The 21,220-nt window shown below is 44.0% G+C and carries 29 protein-coding genes; 18 read left to right on the top strand and 11 right to left on the bottom strand.

The window, feature by feature from the left end; genetic code table 11:
• Positions 1-2: 2 nt before the first annotated feature.
• The 7 genes from Q0620_RS04380 to Q0620_RS04350 all read right to left on the bottom strand — a co-directional run bounded on the left by Q0620_RS04380 (position 3) and on the right by Q0620_RS04350 (position 6,641).
• Positions 3-1,127, bottom strand: a complete 1,125-nt coding sequence (locus tag Q0620_RS04380) for a DNA-processing protein DprA (protein ID WP_298783364.1) — start codon at positions 1,125-1,127, stop codon at positions 3-5.
• On the bottom strand, positions 1,127-1,822 hold the full coding sequence (locus Q0620_RS04375) for a phosphoribosyltransferase family protein (protein ID WP_298783362.1): 696 nt from the start codon (positions 1,820-1,822) through the stop codon (positions 1,127-1,129). The genes Q0620_RS04380 and Q0620_RS04375 overlap by 1 nt, the downstream gene beginning before the upstream one ends.
• A gap of 59 nt (positions 1,823-1,881) precedes the next feature.
• Positions 1,882-3,213: a RecQ family ATP-dependent DNA helicase gene (locus tag Q0620_RS04370; RefSeq protein WP_298783361.1), complete on the bottom strand. Its 1,332-nt coding sequence runs from the start codon at positions 3,211-3,213 to the stop codon at positions 1,882-1,884.
• 168 nt (positions 3,214-3,381) lie between these two features.
• The gene (locus Q0620_RS04365) at positions 3,382-4,269 is read right to left on the bottom strand and encodes a hypothetical protein (RefSeq protein ID WP_298783360.1); all 888 of its coding nucleotides are present in this window, start codon (positions 4,267-4,269) and stop codon (positions 3,382-3,384) included.
• 9 nt (positions 4,270-4,278) lie between these two features.
• Positions 4,279-5,034, bottom strand: a complete 756-nt coding sequence (locus Q0620_RS04360) for a disulfide bond formation protein B (protein WP_298783359.1) — start codon at positions 5,032-5,034, stop codon at positions 4,279-4,281.
• 9 nt (positions 5,035-5,043) lie between these two features.
• Complete coding sequence (locus Q0620_RS04355) at positions 5,044-5,211, bottom strand: hypothetical protein (RefSeq protein WP_291938627.1); 168 nt, start codon at positions 5,209-5,211, stop codon at positions 5,044-5,046.
• A gap of 554 nt (positions 5,212-5,765) precedes the next feature.
• The gene (locus tag Q0620_RS04350; protein WP_298783358.1) at positions 5,766-6,641 is read right to left on the bottom strand and encodes an AraC family transcriptional regulator; all 876 of its coding nucleotides are present in this window, start codon (positions 6,639-6,641) and stop codon (positions 5,766-5,768) included.
• A 129-nt stretch (positions 6,642-6,770) separates the two neighbouring features.
• Between Q0620_RS04350 and Q0620_RS04345 the strand changes: the two genes are divergently transcribed.
• On the top strand, positions 6,771-7,916 hold the full coding sequence (locus tag Q0620_RS04345) for an iron-containing alcohol dehydrogenase (protein ID WP_298783357.1): 1,146 nt from the start codon (positions 6,771-6,773) through the stop codon (positions 7,914-7,916).
• A 457-nt stretch (positions 7,917-8,373) separates the two neighbouring features.
• Here Q0620_RS04345 and Q0620_RS04340 read toward each other — a convergent pair whose 3' ends face one another.
• Positions 8,374-8,673, bottom strand: a complete 300-nt coding sequence (locus Q0620_RS04340) for a hypothetical protein (RefSeq protein ID WP_366125026.1) — start codon at positions 8,671-8,673, stop codon at positions 8,374-8,376.
• A 110-nt stretch (positions 8,674-8,783) separates the two neighbouring features.
• The gene (gene purM, locus Q0620_RS04335; RefSeq protein ID WP_298783356.1) at positions 8,784-9,767 is read right to left on the bottom strand and encodes a phosphoribosylformylglycinamidine cyclo-ligase; all 984 of its coding nucleotides are present in this window, start codon (positions 9,765-9,767) and stop codon (positions 8,784-8,786) included.
• A gap of 73 nt (positions 9,768-9,840) precedes the next feature.
• Between purM and coaE the strand changes: the two genes are divergently transcribed.
• The 3 genes from coaE (at position 9,841) to dapF (ending at position 12,541) form a co-directional block, all read left to right on the top strand.
• Positions 9,841-10,494 carry a dephospho-CoA kinase gene (gene coaE / locus Q0620_RS04330; RefSeq protein WP_298783355.1) on the top strand — a complete coding sequence of 218 codons (654 nt, stop codon included), beginning with the start codon at positions 9,841-9,843 and terminating at the stop codon, positions 10,492-10,494.
• 67 nt (positions 10,495-10,561) lie between these two features.
• Complete coding sequence (locus Q0620_RS04325; protein ID WP_298783354.1) at positions 10,562-11,482, top strand: tetratricopeptide repeat protein; 921 nt, start codon at positions 10,562-10,564, stop codon at positions 11,480-11,482.
• Positions 11,483-11,662: 180 nt separating this feature from the next.
• A complete protein-coding gene (dapF, locus tag Q0620_RS04320) occupies positions 11,663-12,541 on the top strand; it encodes a diaminopimelate epimerase (protein WP_298783353.1) in 879 nt (292 codons plus the stop codon).
• A gap of 1,109 nt (positions 12,542-13,650) precedes the next feature.
• Here the strand turns inward: dapF and Q0620_RS04315 are convergent.
• Both Q0620_RS04315 and Q0620_RS04310 read right to left on the bottom strand, forming a co-directional pair.
• Positions 13,651-13,986, bottom strand: a complete 336-nt coding sequence (locus Q0620_RS04315; protein WP_298783352.1) for a hypothetical protein — start codon at positions 13,984-13,986, stop codon at positions 13,651-13,653.
• 82 nt (positions 13,987-14,068) lie between these two features.
• The gene (locus tag Q0620_RS04310) at positions 14,069-15,445 is read right to left on the bottom strand and encodes a hypothetical protein (RefSeq protein WP_298783350.1); all 1,377 of its coding nucleotides are present in this window, start codon (positions 15,443-15,445) and stop codon (positions 14,069-14,071) included.
• A 109-nt stretch (positions 15,446-15,554) separates the two neighbouring features.
• On the opposite strand from Q0620_RS04310, the gene rpsJ reads away from it, so the two are divergent.
• The 14 genes from rpsJ to rplE all read left to right on the top strand — a co-directional run.
• Positions 15,555-15,866 carry a 30S ribosomal protein S10 gene (rpsJ, locus tag Q0620_RS04305; RefSeq protein ID WP_005869011.1) on the top strand — a complete coding sequence of 104 codons (312 nt, stop codon included), beginning with the start codon at positions 15,555-15,557 and terminating at the stop codon, positions 15,864-15,866.
• An 11-nt stretch (positions 15,867-15,877) separates the two neighbouring features.
• Complete coding sequence (rplC, locus tag Q0620_RS04300) at positions 15,878-16,456, top strand: 50S ribosomal protein L3 (protein ID WP_297880899.1); 579 nt, start codon at positions 15,878-15,880, stop codon at positions 16,454-16,456.
• Positions 16,453-17,067: a 50S ribosomal protein L4 gene (gene rplD, locus Q0620_RS04295; protein ID WP_298783349.1), complete on the top strand. Its 615-nt coding sequence runs from the start codon at positions 16,453-16,455 to the stop codon at positions 17,065-17,067. The genes rplC and rplD overlap by 4 nt, the downstream gene beginning before the upstream one ends.
• A gap of 1 nt (position 17,068) precedes the next feature.
• Entirely contained in the window at positions 17,069-17,350 is a 282-nt protein-coding gene (locus tag Q0620_RS04290; protein ID WP_298783348.1) for a 50S ribosomal protein L23, read from the top strand.
• A gap of 1 nt (position 17,351) precedes the next feature.
• The gene (gene rplB / locus Q0620_RS04285) at positions 17,352-18,182 is read left to right on the top strand and encodes a 50S ribosomal protein L2 (RefSeq protein ID WP_297897660.1); all 831 of its coding nucleotides are present in this window, start codon (positions 17,352-17,354) and stop codon (positions 18,180-18,182) included.
• A gap of 2 nt (positions 18,183-18,184) precedes the next feature.
• Positions 18,185-18,466 (top strand): 30S ribosomal protein S19, encoded by a 282-nt coding sequence (gene rpsS, locus Q0620_RS04280; protein WP_005869002.1) that lies wholly within the window; start codon positions 18,185-18,187, stop codon positions 18,464-18,466.
• A gap of 9 nt (positions 18,467-18,475) precedes the next feature.
• Positions 18,476-18,808, top strand: a complete 333-nt coding sequence (rplV, locus tag Q0620_RS04275) for a 50S ribosomal protein L22 (protein ID WP_298783347.1) — start codon at positions 18,476-18,478, stop codon at positions 18,806-18,808.
• The gene (rpsC, locus tag Q0620_RS04270; protein ID WP_005868997.1) at positions 18,809-19,504 is read left to right on the top strand and encodes a 30S ribosomal protein S3; all 696 of its coding nucleotides are present in this window, start codon (positions 18,809-18,811) and stop codon (positions 19,502-19,504) included.
• Positions 19,505-19,506: 2 nt separating this feature from the next.
• Positions 19,507-19,932 carry a 50S ribosomal protein L16 gene (rplP, locus tag Q0620_RS04265; protein ID WP_005868996.1) on the top strand — a complete coding sequence of 142 codons (426 nt, stop codon included), beginning with the start codon at positions 19,507-19,509 and terminating at the stop codon, positions 19,930-19,932.
• Positions 19,919-20,101 (top strand): 50S ribosomal protein L29, encoded by a 183-nt coding sequence (gene rpmC / locus Q0620_RS04260; RefSeq protein ID WP_005868995.1) that lies wholly within the window; start codon positions 19,919-19,921, stop codon positions 20,099-20,101. The genes rplP and rpmC overlap by 14 nt, the downstream gene beginning before the upstream one ends.
• 9 nt (positions 20,102-20,110) lie before the next feature.
• Complete coding sequence (gene rpsQ, locus Q0620_RS04255) at positions 20,111-20,362, top strand: 30S ribosomal protein S17 (protein ID WP_005868994.1); 252 nt, start codon at positions 20,111-20,113, stop codon at positions 20,360-20,362.
• Positions 20,362-20,730 (top strand): 50S ribosomal protein L14, encoded by a 369-nt coding sequence (gene rplN, locus Q0620_RS04250; RefSeq protein ID WP_005868993.1) that lies wholly within the window; start codon positions 20,362-20,364, stop codon positions 20,728-20,730. The genes rpsQ and rplN overlap by 1 nt, the downstream gene beginning before the upstream one ends.
• A complete protein-coding gene (rplX, locus tag Q0620_RS04245; protein ID WP_005868992.1) occupies positions 20,730-20,963 on the top strand; it encodes a 50S ribosomal protein L24 in 234 nt (77 codons plus the stop codon). Before rplN ends, rplX begins: the two co-directional genes overlap by 1 nt.
• A 2-nt stretch (positions 20,964-20,965) precedes the next feature.
• Positions 20,966-21,220 (top strand): 50S ribosomal protein L5 (gene rplE / locus Q0620_RS04240; protein WP_298783346.1); only part of this gene is annotated, 255 nt, incomplete at its 3' end.

The raw sequence follows: 21,220 nt of genomic DNA, 5'->3' as shown, positions 1-21,220 counted from the left end.
TTTTATAATCCTATCAGCTTTACTGTTTTACTAAAGCGTAAAGGGCGATTTTTGTGTTTTTCAATATTGCCTGATTTCAATAATTTTTCTATTGCATTTTTTACAAGCTTTGAAGGCTCATTTATATCTTTTGATATCTCGTCTATCGTCATTTTTTTACCATTGATTAATTTTAAAATTTTTTCTTCTATTGTTTCATCAGTAGTCAGATCTTTTTGCTTATAATCCAATAAATACTCTATATCATTTAAATTTGGCAATTCAATCCCGCCCATAGCAAGCAATTTAGAATTTCCAGCCATTGCATCATCATTCTTTTTTACAAAAAGATCCGTCCATTTATTTTTTAAATTTTCTTTTGCACCCTCCCATGTTCCACCTTTTAAGCCGGAGTGGATTACCACGGAGCTTTTTGCCAATACATAGATGTATTTGTTTCTTCCCATGGCATTGCCTGCATTAAATTTTGTATCTGGATAATACGGGCTTATAAGAGTTAAATTATTATTTTGTATAGCTTCTCTATATTTTTTAGATAAGACTTTTTGCGCTAACGTGTCCGAAACGATTCCAATAGTAGTACCATCAGCCTCAATAGAGCCAAACATCGAAGATTCATCTATTCCTCTTGCTCCTCCAGAGACTACACTATATCCGCACAAAGCAATTTTTTTTCCAAGCTGAAATGCAAATTCCAAATCATCTATTGAAGCATCTCTCGATCCAACAATGGCAATACTTTTAGTATTTAATATCTTCTTGTCTCCAGCACCATATAAAATAGGCGGAGATTTTTGCCCCAACTTCCTTTTAAGTACTATTGGGTATTCTTCGTCTGCTCTCGTTATAACCCATATTCCGAAATTTTGCCATTTTTGCAATGATAATGCCATAGCATTTCCTCTATCAAGCAAAGATAAAATTCTATCTTGTATAATTTTCGAGCCTTCGTATTCTTTCAAAATATCAATATTATTTGTTGCTAAAAGATCTGCTGGCGTCATATTGTATTTTAAAAGCCAGGTCGCTAAATTAGAGTATTCGGTTATAGTAAGAGGTTTATCGTTTTTATTAAAGTAGGCCGTAAGCAGTATGATTGCCTGAGAATTTAAGCTTAGTTGTTTCATTATAATTTTCCTGTTGTTGAAAGCGCAGCAGGAAATACATTCCCGCAGCCTTTTTGTTTTAAGAGCATGGCAGCTACCGTTATGGTCCACCCAGAGTCAATAATATCGTCTATTAATAATACTGGTTCATTCGGTATACCATTGCCTACTTCAAAAACACCATCGAGATTTTTTGCCTGATGATAGGAGTTGTTCATCATTTTTTGAGCTTGATTTTGTTTTATTTTGTTTATAGCTTGTATGAAAGGTAAATTTAGTTTATTGGCAACCTTTTGTGCAAATTCTGGAACCAAAACTGGATGCTTTAGTGATGGAATGCATGTAACCCAAGAAAAGTTTTGATTCCAATCATGAACCATTTCAACAAATGCATTAACTAACTCATCTGAAAATTTTCCGTTATGCTTATTTTCAGCAACAATTCTTCCCCAGCCTGCGTCTTCCCATCTGGACAAAATACGCCCATTTTCTGCTCTTAATACTTCGGGAATTTTTCCTCTTATTCCATAAGTGCTTAATGCGTCAGCTCTTACTTGTTTTTTAGGAGTAAAATCTATATATTTTTTTCTTAAAAATTCTGCTGCCTTTAAACCTATATCAGTAGAAAAATCACTACCTATCGGCTGTAAACAGTTGGCGCATTTTCCACATTTTTGAGGGCTTGGATCATTTAGTGCTTTTTGTAAAAACGACATTAAGCACTCTTCGGTGTCTAAATATTTTTGAATTTCATCCCATTCCGAGTGTCTTATTTCTAAAATTTTTTTATTTCTTCATCATAAAAATACTTATTTAGTGTCCTAAACCATTTTGAATTTCTTTTTATCACTGGTGACATTGGTTCGACACTAAGATATTTTAGAGTTTTTTCGACTTCGCCTTGAGTAAGATTGAGTTCCTTTTGGATTTCAACTATAGATAAACCCATGCTGCTTCTTTCCAAACATTCTAATATCAAATCAATATTTTCCTTGGTTGGAAAAGATGATCTTCTGAAAAAATCATGTATATCATCATCCTCGTGTCCGCTTAATAAGATCCCATATGCATTGTCAATCCCTCTACCTGCACGACCTACTTGTTGGTAATAGCCGATAATAGACCCTGGCGCTTGATAGTGTATTACAAACCCTATATCGCTCTTATCAAAGCCCATTCCAAGTGCCGATGTGGCCACTAGAACTTTTACATTATTATTAATAAGTTGATCTTCTAAAAACTCCCTATAGGCATCGCTAGTTTCAAATTTATCATTGGTAACATCACTAAAATAAGGACTTGCTGATATATTATTCTCATTAAGCCAGTCTGAAACGATCTTTGCATCTCTTTGAGTCAAAACATATACTATACCAGAACCTTTAAATAAAGGAATATATTTTGCAAGCCAAGCTAACCTATAAGACGGATGTGGTAGTCTTATATTGTGCAGGCTAAGACTCTCTCTTTTTAAATCACCCCTCATTATTAAAATACCGTTAATTTGACTTTTGATATCTTCAATAACCCTGTCATTTGCAGTAGCGGTTGTGGCTAGAATGGGAGTATTTTCAGGAATTTGCTTTAGTATATTTACAATTCTTTTATAGTCTGGTCTAAAATCGTGGCCCCAGTCGCTAATACAATGTGCTTCATCAATAACAAACAATCCAATATTTCCTGAAATTGGCTCTAAAATATTTTGCATAAAATCTTCGTTAGCTAGTCTTTCTGGAGAAATAAGGAGTGCATCTACCTTATCGCTTAAAATGCTACTTTTTACCTCATTCCAGTGGTCTATATTTGATGAATTTATTGTTGCAATATTGAGCCCCAATTTCTTTGCTGACTCTATCTGATTTCTCATTAGCGCTAGCAGTGGAGATATGATTATAGTTAATCCATAACCACATTGCCTTAAAAATTTTGTGGAAATAAAATATACAATACTTTTTCCCCATCCTGTTTTTTGTACAACCAAAACTTTTTTTCTTTTGTTAACAACGGCATCAATAGCTTCATATTGACCTTCTCTAAAAGAGATATTTTTATTTAACAAAGACTTTCTTAAAAATTCTAATGCCATATTTTTAGTTAATACATCCATGTCAACTATCCTTCTGGTAAATTTTTATAATAGACTAAAATTGATATTATTGTAGTAAAACGCCCAAAAAATTTATATACAAACGCCCATTTGTTATGTAAAATTTTCCCTTTTTATAGCTTTAATTTCGCTTAATTTTAGTCTTATGAAATAAAAGCTGCATATAATTCACCTCTCGAAAATAAAAATTTTATTCACGCCGTTTTCTCTGGACGCGACGTAGAATTTACCCTCTTTGATAGCGAGTGCATGGGCATCGCTCGCGCCTTCAAAGCTATAAACCTCCGCGATCTTTCTGCTACGCGGATCGAGTTTTAGGATGCTTGAGTATTGCTTTGAAAGCAGATAAATAAACTCGCCTTGCGCATCCATGCCCGTGACGTAGTAGTCGCTTATGTCTCTGCCATCTTTTACGCCGAGGACTTCATCGAAACTCGGCGCGAATTCGCTCGAGAGCAGATTGTCGGCATCGCTAAAGCTCGCTATGCTCCAGCTTGCTTTGATGTCGTCGGGCACGCTAGCGACGAAAAACTCGCCGTAGAAATCCGAGTGATCCCACGAGAGGATAAACTGCTGTTTAGCGCGCACGGTGGAGTAGCGGTCCTTGAAATCGAGCGTGAAATTTTCATATCCGTCGTGCAGATAGCGCCACGCCTTGTTCGCTTCCTCTTTACTTTGATTCGGTGCGGGCTTGAAAAACTCATAGGTTTTATTATAGCCCATGAGTCCTACCGAGCCTTTAAAAAAGCTCGCCGCGACGGTTTCTTCCATCTGCATTATCCAATCGGGCGTGCTTCGTAGATAGCTTTTTACGGTTTTTAGCTCGCCGTCCATTTCGTAGAGCTCGAATTTTAGCGTGCCGAGCAAGAAGCTTCCGCTTGCCGCGTCGTAGTCAAGCCCCGTGACTGGGTTATTGTTGTTTAAATTTAATGTTATCTCACCGCTTTTACGTAATGGTGTTAAATTTGTCACTGCGCCGTCCGCAGGATTTAGATTAAATTCGCCGCCTAGCGCCAGTGCAGCGCACAAAAGGGTTAAGGTTAAAATTTTTCTCATATCGCGACCTCACTTCGGTAAATTCGGTAGTTTTGGATTCCAGTTTTCGCGGAAGTCAATTTCGGTTTCCTCCCAGTGATCAAGCTCCCAAAACCACTTTGACGGATCGATGCTCATGCGCGAAGGCGTCGCGGAGGCTAGATAGGGCGGCGGGCCTGCGGTGATAAAGGCCTGCACGCAGTTAAAAGCCATGATGATCGCAAAGGCTGCCACGGCTATCTTGCCTAGCGCGAAGCTCGGCAGAACCGCACCGTATGCGCCCTCTTCGCTTTTTTGCATTATTTTGCCTACGTTTTTGCCTAGCAGCAAAATCACGCCTAAAAAGATAATGACGCAAAAATGCACCACTACGACCCAAAATTGCGTGTGCGCGCCTAAAATTTCAAGCCCGAAGCCCTGCTTGATGTCGAGGTAGCCGCCGCCGGTACCGTCGAGGCTGTAGTGCAAAAAGCCGTCGTATAGCCCGAGGCATGCTAAAAAGAGGATTGCGGCTAGGTATTTGACTGTAAAGCCGTATCTAACGATCAATAGGGCCATAAATGAGATCGCGACCATGCAAAATCTCTCGTGCCAGCACATGATGCAGGGGCTATCGCCCATGCCAAAGCCCAAAACCAAACACGCGATACCTACGGGTAGGACGATGAGGGCAAGGGCGGCAAGGGCAAAAAGATTGAAAAATCGCCTTTCATCTTCGCCCCAGCCCGCAGAAATCTCGGCGCCGCGAATGAAGCTTTGAGGCATTTTATCTTGCAAACTTTTCATTGCTCGCTCCTAAAAATTTCCCATAGGTACGACGGCAAATTTATTCACCCACGCCATCATGATGACGAGTATCGCGATACCCGCGATACCAAAGCCCATAACCGCGCGCTTTTTCTCGGGTCTAAACCACAACAAAAGACCTGCGACGAAAAACATCAGAACCATTAAAAATTCCATATTTTCTCCTTTCTCGCTGAAATTTAATATCGTAAAAATATTACTATTTTGCTTATTAGACGTATATTAAAAATTATGTTTTTATCGGTATAAATAAATTTTTTATGAAATTTCATGATGCTAAAATAGCTATTTTTAAGAAAATTTTTTCTATTCTAGCTTGATTTAAATTTATTTAAAACGTTTCGGTTGACTTGATTCTGCTTGTGCAGGTCGCGTGATAAAACGCTGCGCAATTGAAATTATAAAATTTAGCAACAAGATGGGCAATGACTTTTAGCGTAGCAGCAAGCAAGCAGGGGGGCAGTTATCGTTACGGTATAGGCCAGCTTTCTTGTAGTGTGATACCCCCTTACAGTGTGTTAGCCATACTGCACGCAATTATTCTCTTGTGTCTTGGTTGCCCCTCTTATGACGTGCCTATTTTTCTACCAGGCGTTTGTTTCTGTCGCGGATGCTACTTTATTGCGTAGTTATTTCGGCTTACGCTCGACATAAAATTTTTAAGATTGCCGAAGCTCATCCAAGCCGACCGTTTTAATTTTACCCGCTTCTTAGTCTCGAAGCGTCTGCGCGTGAGCTTTAGGTGGCATGCCAAACATCCTCGCGTACTCCCTGCTGAATTGCGACGGGCTTTCGTATCCGACGTCAAAGGCCGCTTGAGAAGCCGTGCTATTGCTGTTTTGCAAGATATATCTAGCTTCCTGTAGTCTAATGCGCTTTTGAAAATCAAGTGGGCTTAGCGTGGTAATTTTTTTGAAATTATGATAAAACGACGACGGGCTGATGCCGAGCTCGGCCGCCAACTCGCGCATGTTGATCGGCTCTTTGAAGCGGCTTTTAATTTCCCTCATTGCACGCGCGATATAGTTTTCCGCTGTGCCCTGCATGACGAAGCGGCTGAGAAATCCCTCAGCGCCGCTTAAGATCAGCGTGTATAAAATTTCTTTTATCGCCAAACGCTCGAGGTGCTTTAGGCTCGCAGGCTCTCGCCGTAGCAAAGATATGAGCCTAGAAACGGCGTCCGCAATCTCGCAATCCATATCACCGAAGTATAGGCTGCTTTTAAGTCTGCCAGCGTGGCTCTGCCCCTCTATCACCTTTAGCGCTTCAAGAATGTCCTCGCTTTGAAATTTAATGCTTACCGATAGAAACGGGCAGTGCTCTACTCGCCCCAAAAGCGGCAGGTCGCTTGCGCAAAGTGGGAATTTTTGCGTATCGTAGCGATACTGCTTGCCGCTAAATTCCACCATTTTGCCGTCGCGCAGGCACAAGGACGCGCTAGGTTCGTAGATATTCACGAAAGTCCGAGGGCTCGTTTTGGCAGTAGAAGCTAAGCGCTTGCATGGGCGTCTGAACGTATCCATGGGCGAGATACAGCTCGCCGTGATCTTTGCGGCGTCTTTTAAAATTTTATCTGCTTTGTTCATCTAAGCTCTTTTAAATTTACGCGGGTTATACTTAAATTTGCACGATTGGGCAAGGAATTTGGACCATCGTGCTACCGCAAAATTTTAAAAAAGGCTATAATTTAGCCAACTTTATTTAAAGGAGAGAAGATGACAGATTTTAGTTTTTGCAACCCCGTGAGGATAGAATTCGGCAAGGATAAAGAAAAGCATATCGGGCAATACATGAAGGAAGCGGGCGCGAAAAAAGCTCTCGTGCTATACGGTAGCGAGCGCGTGCGAAAGAGCGGTCTGATGGACGTCGTGGAGAGTAGCTTAAAGGCAAACGGTATAGAATTTGCGCAGCTTGGCGGCATAAAATCAAATCCTGTGCTAAGCAAGGTAAACGAAGCGATCAAGCTTGCTAAAGAATTTGGCGCAGATAGCGTGCTTGCTGTAGGTGGCGGAAGCGTACTGGACTCCGCAAAAGCCGTAGCCGCGGGCGCCTGCTACGAGGGAGACGTGTGGGATTTTTTCACCGGTAAAACTCCGAGCGCCGCGCTTAAAATTTTTGACATCATTACCCTTGCCGCGACGGGCTCGGAGATGAACTGCGGCGGCGTGGTGACCAAGGAGCAGACTAAACAAAAATACGCGATTAGCGCGCCATGTCTATACCCGAAGGTCTCGGTCATAAACCCGCAGTTGCAAGCAACCGTCAGCCGCGAGTATCTCGTATATAGCGCGAGCGACGTCATCGCGCACAGCATCGAGGGGTATTTTACCGCTAGCGTCCATCCGGACATCGTGCGAGCCTATATCGAAGCCAACATCAAAACCGTCATCCACACGACCGAAATCCTGCTCGCAGACCCGAGCGATTACGATGCGCGCGCCGAGTTTGCGTGGGCTGCAACGATGGCATTAAATGGACTAACCTACGTGGGCGTGGGCGGCTTCGGTTATCCGAACCATATGATCGAGCATGCGATGAGCGCGGTCGTGGACTGCGCGCACGGAGCCGGTCTTAGCGTGGTAATGCCTGCGTGGATGAGGTGGTATAAGGATAGGAATTTAAGCGCGTTTGAGCGTTTCGCGCGTGAAATTTTCGGCCTTAAAAGTGCGGATGAGGGCACCCTGGCGCTTAAGACCTGGTTTGATAAGATCGGCACGCCTACTAGCCTCGCGCAGCTTGGCATCGAAGGCAAGGTGCTAGATGAGGTCATAGACGTAACCGAGGCAAATGCCAAGGCGTGGAATATGGCGGAGCTCTACAGCCGCGAAAATATCACTAAAATTTTAGATTTTGCAAAATAAGGCGCGAGCGCATAGATAAAATTTAAACCGAAGGGGCGAGCGATCGCCCTTTTTCGAAAAGGCAGGCGGCAGTGTGGGTGCGCTAGCGATTAGCCTTTCTAAAAAATAATCGGCTGCGCGGATAGCGAGATGATCGTTTTGCATCTCTTAAGTCCGCGGGGCTCGCTGTGAGAGGGTGGCGGCGACAAGTGGCGCGTCCAAATTTAAAGCTCAGACGACTGCGGATCGAGCGTGAAATTTAGCTATGTTTGTTAGGGTAAATTTTGCCACATAATACTTGCACCGAATTTGATGCGCAAATCTCGCAATAATTTTACTCCGGCACGAAGTTTCATCGCGTTTAATGGCTTTGCTTAAACGCTCTTATCCTGCGCTATCTAAAAATTCGCTCGTTAAATTTTTAATCTCGGCTTTATATTTGTGATTGCGAAATTTGCTTTTGCGTGCCGCTGCGTATTTAAATTTGCCCCTCGATACTAAGTAGATCGCCGAAAATTTCTTTGCAATACTGAATGAAACGTTTGGGAATTTTGACGTCGCGGATATCCACGGCGATGGCGTTATCTTGGACTTCAAAAACGATAAGCTCGCTAGTGATTTTCACCGCCTTACAGCCGTTATAGCATACGTCGCCATTGCACTCTGCGTATAAGCCGTTGTGCGGCGCGTCTGCGTCCTCATACCGCACGAGCTTGATCGGTCTTTGGAAAAGCAGATAGTTCTTATAGTCGTACTTGTCGTCCGCAAGGCCTATCATATAATAATTCTCGGCGCTATTTTCGGAGGTAGTAGCAATACCGGCTTAAAAATTTAGTCTAAGCATAAATTCTGCTTTGGCAAAAAGCGGCAAATTTTACCGCTTCAAATTTAAGCAAACTGCACGCCCCCGCCTTTTACGACCTCTCCGATGACGTAGCCGTCGGTGTTAGCGAGCACGAAGTTAGCGTTTTGCTTCGGAGCTACGACGATCATACCAACGCCCATGTTAAACGTCCTCATCATCTCGGCAGGCTCTACCTTTTGCGCGATGATTTTAAAGATCTCAGGCGTGCGGATCGCGGTGTGCTCGATCTTCGCGCCCAGCCCCTCCGGAAATACGCGCGGCAGATTTTCCACGATGCCGCCGCCCGTGATATGTGCGAGCGCGTGGATTTTATCTTTTAAATTTAAAAAGTCGCCAACGTAAATTCTTGTAGGCTTCAAAAGCACGTCGATGAGCGCGCGACCGTCCACTTTGTCGTCAAATTTTAGCCCAAGCTCGGCGACCACTTTGCGCGCGAGCGAGAATCCGTTTGAGTGCAGTCCGCTACTAGGAAGCGCGATGAGTACGTTGCCCTCACGCACGAACTTGCTGCGGTCGATCTCGTCCTCCTCGGCGATACCCACTGCAAAGCCCGCAAGGTCGAAGTCGCCTTTCTCATACATCGAGGGCATCTCTGCCGTTTCGCCGCCGATCAGCGCGCAGCGGGCGAGTTTGCAGCCCTCGGCGATGCTTTTTACGACCTCTTTGGCATCCGCGATCTCAAGCTTCGCCGTCGCGTAGTAGTCGAGGAAAAATAGCGGCTCGGCGAAGTTGCAGATGAGATCGTTTACGCACATTGCGACGAGGTCTTGCCCCACGCCCTCAAATTTGCGCGCGTCGATCGCTAGTCGCAGTTTTGTGCCCATGCCGTCGGTAGCGCCTAGGATCGCAGGTTTTTTATAGCCTGCGGGCAGCCTTACTGCGCCCGAAAACGAGCCGATACCGCCTAAAACGTGCGGAGTTTGCGTGGCTTTGACGAACGGTTTTATCGCGTTTACGAAGTCATTTCCCGCGTCTATATCGACGCCCGCGTCTTTGTAGCTTATCAAATTTTATCCTCCAAGATGGTATAATTTCGCAGATTTTAGCTAAAATCGAATAAAAACGCTATAAAGGCTCACCTTGAAATTTAAACACGCAGTCGTCATCACGGGCAGCATTGGTAGCGGCAAGAGTGCGGTTTGCGAGCTGCTTCGTGATCGCGGATTTGAGATTATCGATGCCGATAAGATTTCGCATGACATTTTGGATCGCTGCGCCGCGCAGGTGGCTGAAATTTTCGGCGCGCAATACGTTGTGCAAAAAGACGTACAGGTTAAATTTGATGCCAGCAGAGGTGAGGAAAATTTGACCAATTCTTGCGCTTTTGTGGACCGCAAAAAACTAGGCGAGCTGGTGTTTAAAGACCCCGCGGAGCTTGCAAAGCTAGAAGCGCTGCTGCATCCGAAGATAACGGCTGAAATTTTATCGCAGGCGCAGGCTTTGGAGGCGAAAGGAAAGCTTTATTTCGTTGATATTCCGCTGTTTTTCGAGGGCAAGAGGTCTGAGTTTTTTGATAAAGTGGCAGTCGTTTATGCGCCTAAAGATACGCTGATTTCGCGCGTGATGAAGCGAAACGGGCTAGATCATGCCGCTGCAAAGCACCGTGTGGAGCTACAAACTGATATAGAGCAAAAGCGCGCTATGGCGGATTTTGTGATAGATAACAGCGGCGATCTTGCCGCGCTTAAAGCCGCGGTGGAGAGATTTTTAAAAGAGCTAAAAGATAAAATTTAGCCCTTTGCGCGAGAGCTCGTAAAATTTCTACGCAAATCGAGATGAGACTAAAAATAAAGGAGAGATGATGAGGATCGGCAGTCGCGCCCAAAGTGGCGCTAAATTTCAAAATTTTAAAAGCACGCCGCTTAAAGAGCGGTTGAAATTTACGGCGCGAGCGGTTTTGCTCTCCGCGCTGTTTGCGACGGGCGCTATGGCGGAGATCGACGATCTAAGAAAAGGCTGCGCCGCGGGGAGCGAGATGGATTGTAAAAAACTAAACCGCGTGATAAATGAGCTGCAGCGCAACTGCGACGCAGGCGGCGAGGAAAACGCGCTAGACTGCGCAAATTTGGGCTACGCATACGACTCAAATAGAAGCTTTAGGCAGGCTGCGCGCTATTACGACAGGGCGTGCAAGCTCGGCGAGCAGAAGGGCTGCGTCTATTTAGGGCTGCTCTACAACGACGGGCAGGGAGTGGCGCAGGATCGTAAGAGGGCGAATGAGCTTTTCAGCGACGCCTGCAATAAAAATAGCAGCGAGGGGTGCGCGAGCCTCGCATACAACTATAAAAAGGGACTCGGCGTCTATCCCGACGTGAAAAAGGCGATCGAGCTTTTGATCAAGGCTTGCAAAATGGGGCAAGTAGAGGCGTGCCATAACCTAGGGCTTAGCTACGCTCTCGGTGAAGGCGTGAAAAAAGATGTGGACAGGGCCAGGACATTTTTTACAAGGGCTTGCGAGCAAGGGCACATGGATTCGTGCGTAAATTTGGGCGTTACGTATTTTAAGGGCGACGGCGGGCAAAAGGATCACGCCCTTGCTGCGAAGTATTTTAGCGAGGCGTGCGAGAATGGTGGCGAGCCGCTAGCCTGCTCAAATTTAGCGTATCAATACGAAAAGGGCTGGGGCGTGACGAAAGATAAAAAGAGGGCACGCGAGCTTTATGAAAGAGCTTGCAAGCTCGGAAGATTTGATGCTTGCGAGCATTTGGAGACTATGAGATGAGAGGCTCTAACATCAAGCGCGAAAAACGCATAACAAAATGGGCTCACGAAAGAAGATACGTTAGTAAATTGAGTCTTAGTAAAGCCTAGGAATAAGCGATACGCTTAAATTTAGATATAAGTAAAATTTTAATAAAGCGTTAGTGAGCGTTAGTAATTTTAAAAATTTGCGAGGTAGATAATGAAAATTTCAAAATATAATGCGAGCGGAAATGATTTCGTAATATTTACGGATTCAGTTAAGGCGGATAGATCCAAGCTAGCGCGTGAGCTATGTGATAGGCGCGATGGAGTAGGCGCTGACGGGCTCATCATCGTGCTACCGAAGTTTAACGGTATCGAGGGGATAAACTTTGAGTGGGAATTTTATAATAGCGACGGCAGTAGCGCCGATATGTGCGGCAACGGCTCGCGAGCGGTATGCATGTATGCGTATGAAAATTTTTTGGCCGCGCAAAGCATGAAATTCCTAAGCGGCGCAGGCGTAATTAGCGGTGAAATTTTCGGTATTTTCGGCGGAAATTTGAGCGAGAGCATGCGCGGCGAGCTACGTAATGTAAGCTTCGGTGAGATTTTCAATCTTCGCCCTAACGCTCACGCGTTAGTAGCTAACGTCGAGGTAATGTTAACTCATCCTAAGCGCCTGGGCGAAAGCTTTGAGGAGGCAGGGCTAACGTGGTATTTTTATAACACAGGAGTGCCGCACTTAGTAACTTTTGTTAGCGATTTAAATGAGTTCGACGCCGCGCTAGCCCGCGATCTGCGTGAAAAGTATAACGCTAACGTTAATTATGCGTTAGTTCAAAGCCGCCTCGCAAGTAAAATTTTAAAGGTGCGCACCTTTGAGCGTGGCGTAGAAGCCGAAACTCTCGCATGCGGTACGGGGATGGCGGCATGCTTCATCGCAGGCGTCGAAAATATGGGGCTAACTCCCGACATCCGCGTGATACCCGCAAGCGGTGAAACGCTAAATTTGCGCTTAGGGGATGGAGGCAAAATTTACTTTCGCGGCGACGTTAGGCATACTTTCGATGGCGAATTTATTGGATACGTGGAGTAGGCAGGGCGAAATTTCGAGCCAGTTTGCGCGAGAATTCGTCAAATTTTCGAGTGTAATTTATACAAAATTTCGCTTTTCACTCCGTTTTATAAAATAATAGATTTGCAATACGACATTGGAATTTTAAAATTTTATGATGATGAAATTTTGGAATTTACAGGGCATGGTTTGTGTGAGAATTTTAATTTTGAGGTAAAATTTGTCGCTTCACTGCAAAATTTAATTCCTAAATTTCGGAATTTTATGAAATAAAATTTTAAGATTTAGGCGTGTGGAATTTTGCTACTAAATTTAAAATTTTTGCTTGAATTTCAAATTTGTATCGCATTAATTTAGGCTTCTGCGGAATTTAAGCGTTATAGCATTATAAAATTTACGCTCTAACCCGCTCATTTGGTTTATAATTTTTGCTGCCACCGCAAAAAATCCGCCGTGTTCGCACAAGTGAAATTCCGCCACTGATAGCAGAAAGCGCGGCATCAAGCGCAAATCCTCGCTGCGGGTAAAATTCTGTCATTGACGATAAAAGCTAGATTGATCGATACGACAATTCTTGAAGCGCGGTAGAATTTACTAACGACGATAAAAGCATAGTGTGGTTACGGCGAAATTTAAAATTTGCGCCCGCCGAATTCCGCCGCGCCGTCATTTTGTCGTTTAAATTTTAAATTCCATCCGCATCGGTTTCGCCAAAGCTAGGCATAAAGCCTGATAATTAACTCTCTGGCGAGCGTTAAAATCACGACAAAAATTATAAATTTTGACAAAGATTTTTGTCGTATTGCGACAAGCATAGCGATGCCGAATAAAACGAGTGCAATGTCTAAAAATGTATCTTTCATACGCTTAATTGAAATTTAATCAAAATGCCAAGTATGACAAGAAGTATTATAAAGTGCAAGATTGAGCGCATGGAGGATAGATCGCCAAATTCTTTGTCATATTCCTTTTTTACCTCCCACTCAGCTTTCCATGCGAACATTTTTACTATAAAATCCAGCATTTTCATCTCCTTTTTTTAAGGCGAGTCGCATAAAAATGAAATTCTGTCGCTCTACGTGAAATTAAAGAATTCTATCTAATTGGCGCTTAAAATTTTTAATTTTGGGCTATTTGTCGGCGTTTTGGACGAGCGCTTTTTCGTATTTTTCGATAAAGCTTCGCCCTGCCTCGCATAGGCGGTAGATGAAAATCTTCGACGCCTTGCCCGCATCAAGCCCCGTATCCTTAATGCTTTTGCGCTGCAGATAGCCCCAGTTTTTATGAATTATGTCAAGAGTCGATTTGATCGATGTGTAGTTGCGCCCACTCGCAGCTGCGAATTCGTTTACGGGACTCATAAACTCCGCATCGCTTTGCTTATTGCGACACAAAAGCCCATCTTCGCCTTGCGATTCGACCAGTTTTAGCGTTTCATAAATGAGTTTGTCTTTTAATTTGATCATCGGCTTTCCCTTGCGTAATTGATATGGGTTTGCCAAAATTATATCATAAAATTTGTATTTTTATGATATAAAGTGTCAATAATTAGAAGCTAAGTACGAATTCATGAAACGGCACGACATCGCAGCGGATACCCTCAATCTCGAGCCTACCGGAGTTTGCCATAGAAACGACCTTTAAGCTCGAGATGCCGAGTCTCTTGAGCGCGCTTAAGATTTTGCGGAATTTTAAAAAGATAATGTCCGCGTCGCTAAATGGGATGACAAGGACCCCCATCTTTAGAGCAGGCAGGTAAAAATCCAGCTCTTTTGTGTAAAAAATCGGCGTATCTAGTCCTAAAAGCTCGCAAAAAAGGACGTTGGCAAATTTTTTCGAGAAGTCCTTTTTGCTTGTTAAAATTTCGCGCATATTAAAATGCGAAAAATATAGTTTTTTTGCGCGCGCGGGCTCGCCAGCTTTGCTTAAAAATCTGATGAAATTTTCCCGCTCAAGTTTAGCGATGGTGCCGTATACGGCGTCTTTGGAGATCTTGATGCGCGGCTTTAGCGCGGTGTAAATTTTATTTGCGCTAAATGCGGTGTGAACGAAGCTTAGGCACTCTTTGAGGATTAAAATCTCCGTGCGGCTAAAGTTTGCCGCAAGCAGCCTCTGCTCGAATTCTAAAATTTCAGCGGGGGTTATGAAGGGGTTTTTTGCGCCATCTCCTTGGGCTAAAAACGCCGAAATCATCGAGTTTATCTCGTTGTGACGCTTGTCGAAGGCGATAAATTCTTCAAACGAAAGCGGCAAAAGCTCAAGCCGCTCAAAGCCCGGCAGGACCAACTCTCTATCGCGAGTAGAAATTATAAAGCGCTTTAAATTTAGCCCCTCGGCGAAGCTTTGAAGCGATGAAATTTCAAAATCAGCGCTACTAAAATTATCTAAAAAAAGCGATGAAATTTGCTCGTTGGCTGCCAAAAATTCCTTGATCTCGCGGAAGAAATTCTCGCTCCTGTTTTTTGCGCCATCGGACTCCGCATTTTTTGCATTGTTTGAGCTGCCTGCGCTTACGTTTTTTGTATCTGTATTTTTTGCGGCGGCGCGATAAAATTTATCTATATCCGAAATATCCGCGCCAAGCGTAGCTTCTCTGCTTATTTCATGCTCGTTTACTTCGCTAGCCTTTGTATCGCCTGCGCTATTTCTAGCTGCAAAAATTGCATCATTCGCTACCGCCTCTTCAAGGCGTAGATCGGTTAAATTTAGGTACAAAATTTCATCTTTTTTAAGTTCTGAAATTTCATTTTTCAGCACGGCGCTTTTGCCGGAATTTAGCACTCCGTAGATTATGGTTTTAGGCGAGCCGATACCTCTTTTGCGCGGAATAAAGCCCATAAATTCCGGCGGGTTTTCGTAAAAAAATTTCAGATCATTCATAGTGGATATTTTAAAATTTTCCTTATTAAAAGGAAATATTTCCATAAAATTTGGCTATTTTCTTGACAAAGCTGGAGCGCTTTTATATAATGTGCATCTTTTGTTTGAAACAAAGGGTCGCGCGTTGCGACAAGTTCTTTATTAAGGAAAAGTGATGCAAAAAATTAGGTTAAAACTCAAGGCTTATGACCATCGAGTTTTAGATCGCACAGTTTCGGCTATCGTTGAAGCCGTAAAAAGAACAGGTGCGGACGTCAGAGGTCCCGTGCCGATGCCTACGAAGATTAAACGCTACACCGTTTTAAGATCTCCGCACGTAAATAAAGACTCCAGAGAGCAGTTTGAGATGAAAATTCACGCCCGTATGCTAGACATCGTAGCGGCTACGCCAGATACGGTTGATTCGCTAACTAAGCTTGATTTGGCTCCGGAAGTCAACGTCGAAGTTCACGCGATGGGCAAATAAGGGGTAAAACAATGGAATATATTGTAGAAAAAATAGGTATGAGTAGGACGATCGACACGAGCAGCACGCCCGTGACGCTTTTACGACTTATCAATACCAAAATTTGCGAAGTTTGCGATGAGAAAAAAGCTATCGTAGCCTACGCAGAGGGCAAAGCGTATAATAAAGCTATCGCTGGAATTCAAAAGAAATATAGCCTAAGCAAGGAATTTAATAAATTTGCGACTTTAAGTTTAGAAAATGCCGAGCTTGGCGATCAAAATTTAGATGTTTTGAGCGAAGCCAAGATCGTCAAAGTAAGCTTTAAATCCAAGGGTAAAGGTTATCAGGGCGTTATTAAGCGCCATGGCTTTGCGGGCGGTCCTGCAGCGCACGGTAGCCGCTTCCACCGAAGGCCTGGTTCTATTGGCAACTGCGAGTGGCCCGGTCGCGTTCAGCCTGGTATGAGGATGGCGGGACACACTGGAAACGAAACGATCACTGCCAAAAACGAAGTCGTAAGCTTTGATGCCGAGAACAAAATTTTAGTGCTTAAAGGCTCGGTTCCTGGATTTAACGGCGCAATGGGCAGAATAAGGATAGTAAAATGAGTAAAGTAAGCGTGCTTAACGAAAAACTAGAAAAAGCAAGCGAAATTGAAATTCCTGCGAAATTTTCGGAGGTCAATTCGCACAATCTATATTTGTACGTCAAATCTTACCTTGCTTCGCTTCGTGCAAATACGGCTAACGCTAAAACTCGCGCCGAGGTTAGCGGCGGCGGCAAAAAACCATGGCGACAAAAGGGTCGCGGCGGCGCACGTGCGGGCTCAACCAGAACTAACGTCTGGGTAGGCGGCGCGGTCGCATTCGGTCCGACTAACGAGCGAAATTACGAGCAGAAGGTCAATAAAAAGCAAAAACGCCTTGCGCTGGAATTTGCTATCAATGAGAAAGCAAACGAGAGTAAAATTTTTATCTTCGATGATTTGGAGCTAAAAAGCGGCAAAACTAAAGACGCGGCAAATTTTATTAAGAAATTAGGCGTTAGAGATGCGCTGATCGTTAAAAACGAGCTAGACGCACAAACTCTTTTGGCCTATAGAAATCTTAAGAATTGCTATGTCGTCGATGCAAGCGAGGTCAATGCTTATCTAATTGCAGTTTACGGCTCGGTCGTATTCGAAAAAGCGGCATTTGAATCAATAGTGAAAGAGGACTAAAATGGCAGATATAACAGATATCAAAACGATCCTTTATACGGAAAAGTCTCTCGGTCTTCAAGAAAACGGCGTGGTCGTTATCCAAACTAGCCCGTCGGTTACGAAAAACGGATTAAAGAGCGTTTTGAAGAACTATTTCGGGATCACTCCGCTAAAGATAAATTCTTTAAGACAGGACGGCAAAGTAAAAAGATTTAGAGGTAAAATGGGCGCCAGAAACGATGTGAAAAAATTCTATGTCAAACTACCTGAGGGCGTAAGCCTAGAAAGCGCGGAGGCGTAAAATGGCGATTAAAACTTATAAACCGTATACTCCAAGTAGAAGATTTATGACCGGGCTTAGCAGCGAGGATATCACTGCAAAAGCTAGCGTTAGAGGCTTGCTTGTTAAAATTCCTGCCGCAGCCGGAAGGAACAATAACGGCCGCATTACCAGCCGCCATAAACAAGCAGGAGCTGCTAAACTTTATAGAATTATCGATTTTAAGCGAAATAAATTCGGCGTTGCAGGCAAGGTCGAGGCGATCGAATACGATCCGAATCGCAACTGTCGTATCGCGCTGATCTCATACGCAGACGGCGAGAAGCGCTACATTATCAAGCCTAACGATCTTAAAGTGGGTGACGTAGTAGCCGCTGCCGAGGGCGGATTAGATATTAAACCTGGCAACGCGATGAAGATGAAAAACATCCCTGTGGGAACCATCCTGCATAATATTGAGTTAAAACCTGGCAAAGGTGCTCAAATGGCACGTAGCGCAGGAGGCTATGCTCAGCTTATGGGTAAAGAGGAAAAATACGTCATTTTACGTCTGCCTAGCGGTGAGATGAGAAGAGTGCTCGCAGAGTGTATGGCCAGTATCGGCGTAGTGGGTAACGAAGAGTGGGCAAACGTCGTCATCGGTAAAGCCGGACGCAATCGTCACAGAGGTATCCGTCCTCAAACCAGAGGTTCTGCAATGAACCCGGTCGATCACCCACACGGCGGTGGCGAGGGTAAGAAAAATTCCGGCCGCCATCCGGTAACTCCGTGGGGCAAACCGACGAAGGGCTATAAAACTCGCCATAAAAAAGCGAGCGATAAGCTTATAATTTCAAGAAGGAAAGGAAAATAAAAATGGCTAGATCGCTAAAAAAAGGTCCTTTCGTAGATGATCACGTAATGAAAAAAGTCGTTGCGGCAAAGAAAGCCGGCGATAATAAACCGATCAAGACTTGGTCGAGACGAAGCACGATCGTGCCTGAGATGATCGGACTTACGTTTAACGTTCATAACGGAAAGAATTTTATCCCGGTTTACGTCACCGAGCATCATATCGGTTATAAATTAGGCGAGTTCGCTCCTACGCGCACTTTCAAGGGCCACAAAGGCTCCGTGCAGAAAAAGATCGGCAAGTAAGGATAGAATATGAGTAGATCAACTATTAAATTTGTTCGCCTTTCGCCGACAAAAGCAAGACTTATCGCAAAACAAATTCAAGGCATGAATGCGGAATTTGCCCTTGCTACTTTGGAATTTACGCCTAATCGCGGTGCGAAATATATCGCGACGGCGATTTCAAGCGCGGTCGCAAACGGCGGCTTTGAGCCTGAAGAGGTCGTAGTTACGAGCTGCCGAGTGGATGCAGGTCCGGTGCTTAAGAGATTTCGTCCACGCGCCAGAGGTACGGCTAGCCGTATCCGCAAGCCTACTTCACACATCATCGTCGAAGTAGCAAAACCAAGTAAGAAGGAAGCGTAAATGGGACAGAAAGTAAATCCGATCGGTTTAAGATTAGGAATTAATCGAAATTGGGAGTCTAGATGGTTTCCTTCTAAAGCGACGCTTTCCGAGAGTATCGGCGAGGATTACAAGATCCGTAAATTTTTAAAAGCTAAGCTTTATTATGCGGGAATTAGCCAAATTCTTATCGAAAGAACGGCTAAGAAAATTCGCGTAACGATCGTAGCCGCAAGACCGGGCATCATCATCGGCAAAAAAGGCGGCGAGGTTGAAAATTTAAGAAGCGAAGTCGTTAAGCTAGTCAATAAAGACATAGCCATTAATATCAAAGAGGAGCGCAAAGTAGGCTCGAACGCACTTTTGGCTGCGGAAAACGTAGCTATGCAGCTAGAGCGCCGCGTTGCATTCCGCCGCGCTATGAAAAAGGTCATCCAAGGCGCTCAAAAAGCAGGCGCAAAGGGAATCAAAATTTGCGTCGCAGGTCGCTTGGGCGGTGCGGAGATGGCTAGAACCGAATGGTATTTGGAGGGACGCGTTCCGCTTCATACTCTAAGGGCTAGGATCGATTACGGCTTTGCCGAAGCGCATACGACCTACGGTAATATCGGCATTAAGGTTTGGATCTTTAAGGGTGAAATTTTACAAAAAGGCATCCAGGCCGAAAAGACCGATGATGCGCCTAAAAAAACACGCAGACCAAGAAGAGGTAAATAGTTATGTTGATGCCAAAAAGAACAAAATACCGCAAGATGATGAAAGGTCGCAATCGCGGCTACGCGACGAGAGGAAATTCCTTGACGTTTGGCGATTTCGGTATCAAAGCGGTAGAGGCGGGTAGGGTAAATTCTCGCCAGATCGAAGCGGCTCGTGTCGCGATGACGCGCTTCGTAAATCGTCAAGCTAAAATTTGGATTAAGGTATTCCCAGACAAACCGCTTACCAAAAAACCTCTACAAACTCGTATGGGTAAGGGTAAGAGCGGCGTAGAAGAGTGGGTAATGAATATAAAACCGGGCAGGATCATTTTCGAGATGACCGGCGTTAGCGAAGAGGTTGCTAAAGAGGCGCTTATGCTTTCGATTCATAAACTACCTTTTAAAACGAAAATCGTAAGTAGGGAAAGCGAAAATGAAATATACTGATTTGAAAGATAAAGATTTGGCTGAGCTAAATTCTATGTTGAAACAAAGTAAGTTGCTTTTATTTACGGCTAGACAAAAGCTAAAAACTATGCAGCTAAGCAATCCTAACGAGATTCGCGCTATCAAAAAAGATATCGCTAGAATCAACACCGCTATTAAAGCGAAATAAGGATAGGTTATGGCATTTAAAAGAGAAATTCAAGGCGTAGTCGTAAAGAAGGCGGGCGATAAAACAGCTACCGTTTTGGTAGAGCGAAGGGTTATGCACCCTAGATATAGAAAGATCGTAAAAAGATTTAAAAAATATCTGATCCACGATGAGAACAACGTCGTAAAGATCGGCGATACCATATCTGCGATCGAGTGCAGACCGCTAAGCGCTAGAAAATCGTTTCGCTTAAAAGCGGTTTTGAAAACAGGAGTTGAATAATGATACAGAGTTTTACCAGACTTGCGGTAGCTGATAATAGCGGCGCAAAAGAACTTATGTGTATTAAAGTTTTGGGCGGCAGCAAAAGAAGATACGCCACAATCGGCGATATCATCGTTTGCTCTGTAAAAAAAGCGCTCCCTAACGGCAAGATCAAGCGCGGTCAAGTAGTAAAAGCCGTAGTCGTTCGTACGACTAAAGAGTTGCACAGAGGCAACGGCTCTCTAATTAGATTCGATGAGAACGCAGCCGTTATTTTGGATTCAAAAAAAGAGCCGATCGGCACTCGTATTTTCGGTCCTATCGGTAGAGAGGTCAGATACGGCGGTTTTATGAAGATCGTTTCGCTGGCTCCGGAGGTTTTATAATGGCAGTAAAATTTAAGATTAAAAAGGGCGATCAAGTAAAGATCATCGCAGGTGACGATAAGGGCAAAACAGGCACCGTCAAGGCAGTGTTTCCTAAAAAAGCTCAAGTTATCGTCGAGGGTTGTAAAATGGCTAAAAAGGCTATCAAACCAACCGAGCAAAATCCGCAAGGCGGCTTTACAAGTAAAGAGATGCCTATGGATATTTCAAACGTTGCGTTGGTAGAGGGTTGATTATGAGCAGACTAAAAGATAAATACGCTAATTCCATCAGAGCTGCTTTGCAGAAAGAATTTGATATAAAAAATCCTATGCTTATCCCAGCGCTTGAAAAGATCGTTATCAGCGTAGGAACGGGCGAATCGAGCAAAGATCAAAAAGTGCTTCAAAATATGGCCGATACTATCTCGCTGATCGCAGGCCAAAAAGCGCTGATCGTCAATGCAAAAAAATCGGTCGCAGGCTTTAAGGTTCGCGAAGGTTTTCCGGTA

The sequence above is a fragment of the uncultured Campylobacter sp. genome (assembly GCF_938017615.1).
In the GTDB taxonomy this organism is placed as follows: Bacteria; Campylobacterota; Campylobacteria; order Campylobacterales; family Campylobacteraceae; genus Campylobacter_B.
The sequence above is the reverse complement of the archived record's forward strand: the minus strand, read 5'-3'. Positions and strand labels throughout refer to the sequence as shown.

Excerpts from the sequence above, each read along its gene's own strand:
- Q0620_RS04380 (WP_298783364.1), bottom strand. The coding sequence starts at position 1,127 with ATGAAACAACTAAGCTTAAATTCTCAGGCAATCATACTGCTTACGGCC.
- Q0620_RS04375 (WP_298783362.1), bottom strand. The coding sequence starts at position 1,822 with ATGTCGTTTTTACAAAAAGCACTAAATGATCCAAGCCCTCAAAAATGT.
- Q0620_RS04370 (WP_298783361.1), bottom strand. The coding sequence starts at position 3,213 with ATGGATGTATTAACTAAAAATATGGCATTAGAATTTTTAAGAAAGTCT.
- Q0620_RS04365 (WP_298783360.1), bottom strand. The coding sequence starts at position 4,269 with ATGAGAAAAATTTTAACCTTAACCCTTTTGTGCGCTGCACTGGCGCTA.
- Q0620_RS04360 (WP_298783359.1), bottom strand. The coding sequence starts at position 5,034 with ATGAAAAGTTTGCAAGATAAAATGCCTCAAAGCTTCATTCGCGGCGCC.
- Q0620_RS04355 (WP_291938627.1), bottom strand. The coding sequence starts at position 5,211 with ATGGAATTTTTAATGGTTCTGATGTTTTTCGTCGCAGGTCTTTTGTTG.
- Q0620_RS04350 (WP_298783358.1), bottom strand. The coding sequence starts at position 6,641 with ATGAACAAAGCAGATAAAATTTTAAAAGACGCCGCAAAGATCACGGCG.
- Q0620_RS04345 (WP_298783357.1), top strand. The coding sequence starts at position 6,771 with ATGACAGATTTTAGTTTTTGCAACCCCGTGAGGATAGAATTCGGCAAG.
- Q0620_RS04340 (WP_366125026.1), bottom strand. The coding sequence starts at position 8,673 with ATGATAGGCCTTGCGGACGACAAGTACGACTATAAGAACTATCTGCTT.
- Q0620_RS04325 (WP_298783354.1), top strand. The coding sequence starts at position 10,562 with ATGAGGATCGGCAGTCGCGCCCAAAGTGGCGCTAAATTTCAAAATTTT.
- dapF (WP_298783353.1), top strand. The coding sequence starts at position 11,663 with ATGAAAATTTCAAAATATAATGCGAGCGGAAATGATTTCGTAATATTT.
- Q0620_RS04315 (WP_298783352.1), bottom strand. The coding sequence starts at position 13,986 with ATGATCAAATTAAAAGACAAACTCATTTATGAAACGCTAAAACTGGTC.
- Q0620_RS04310 (WP_298783350.1), bottom strand. The coding sequence starts at position 15,445 with ATGGAAATATTTCCTTTTAATAAGGAAAATTTTAAAATATCCACTATG.
- rpsJ (WP_005869011.1), top strand. The coding sequence starts at position 15,555 with ATGCAAAAAATTAGGTTAAAACTCAAGGCTTATGACCATCGAGTTTTA.
- rplC (WP_297880899.1), top strand. The coding sequence starts at position 15,878 with ATGGAATATATTGTAGAAAAAATAGGTATGAGTAGGACGATCGACACG.
- rplD (WP_298783349.1), top strand. The coding sequence starts at position 16,453 with ATGAGTAAAGTAAGCGTGCTTAACGAAAAACTAGAAAAAGCAAGCGAA.
- Q0620_RS04290 (WP_298783348.1), top strand. The coding sequence starts at position 17,069 with ATGGCAGATATAACAGATATCAAAACGATCCTTTATACGGAAAAGTCT.
- rplB (WP_297897660.1), top strand. The coding sequence starts at position 17,352 with ATGGCGATTAAAACTTATAAACCGTATACTCCAAGTAGAAGATTTATG.
- rpsS (WP_005869002.1), top strand. The coding sequence starts at position 18,185 with ATGGCTAGATCGCTAAAAAAAGGTCCTTTCGTAGATGATCACGTAATG.
- rplV (WP_298783347.1), top strand. The coding sequence starts at position 18,476 with ATGAGTAGATCAACTATTAAATTTGTTCGCCTTTCGCCGACAAAAGCA.
- rpsC (WP_005868997.1), top strand. The coding sequence starts at position 18,809 with ATGGGACAGAAAGTAAATCCGATCGGTTTAAGATTAGGAATTAATCGA.
- rplP (WP_005868996.1), top strand. The coding sequence starts at position 19,507 with ATGTTGATGCCAAAAAGAACAAAATACCGCAAGATGATGAAAGGTCGC.
- rpmC (WP_005868995.1), top strand. The coding sequence starts at position 19,919 with ATGAAATATACTGATTTGAAAGATAAAGATTTGGCTGAGCTAAATTCT.
- rpsQ (WP_005868994.1), top strand. The coding sequence starts at position 20,111 with ATGGCATTTAAAAGAGAAATTCAAGGCGTAGTCGTAAAGAAGGCGGGC.
- rplN (WP_005868993.1), top strand. The coding sequence starts at position 20,362 with ATGATACAGAGTTTTACCAGACTTGCGGTAGCTGATAATAGCGGCGCA.
- rplX (WP_005868992.1), top strand. The coding sequence starts at position 20,730 with ATGGCAGTAAAATTTAAGATTAAAAAGGGCGATCAAGTAAAGATCATC.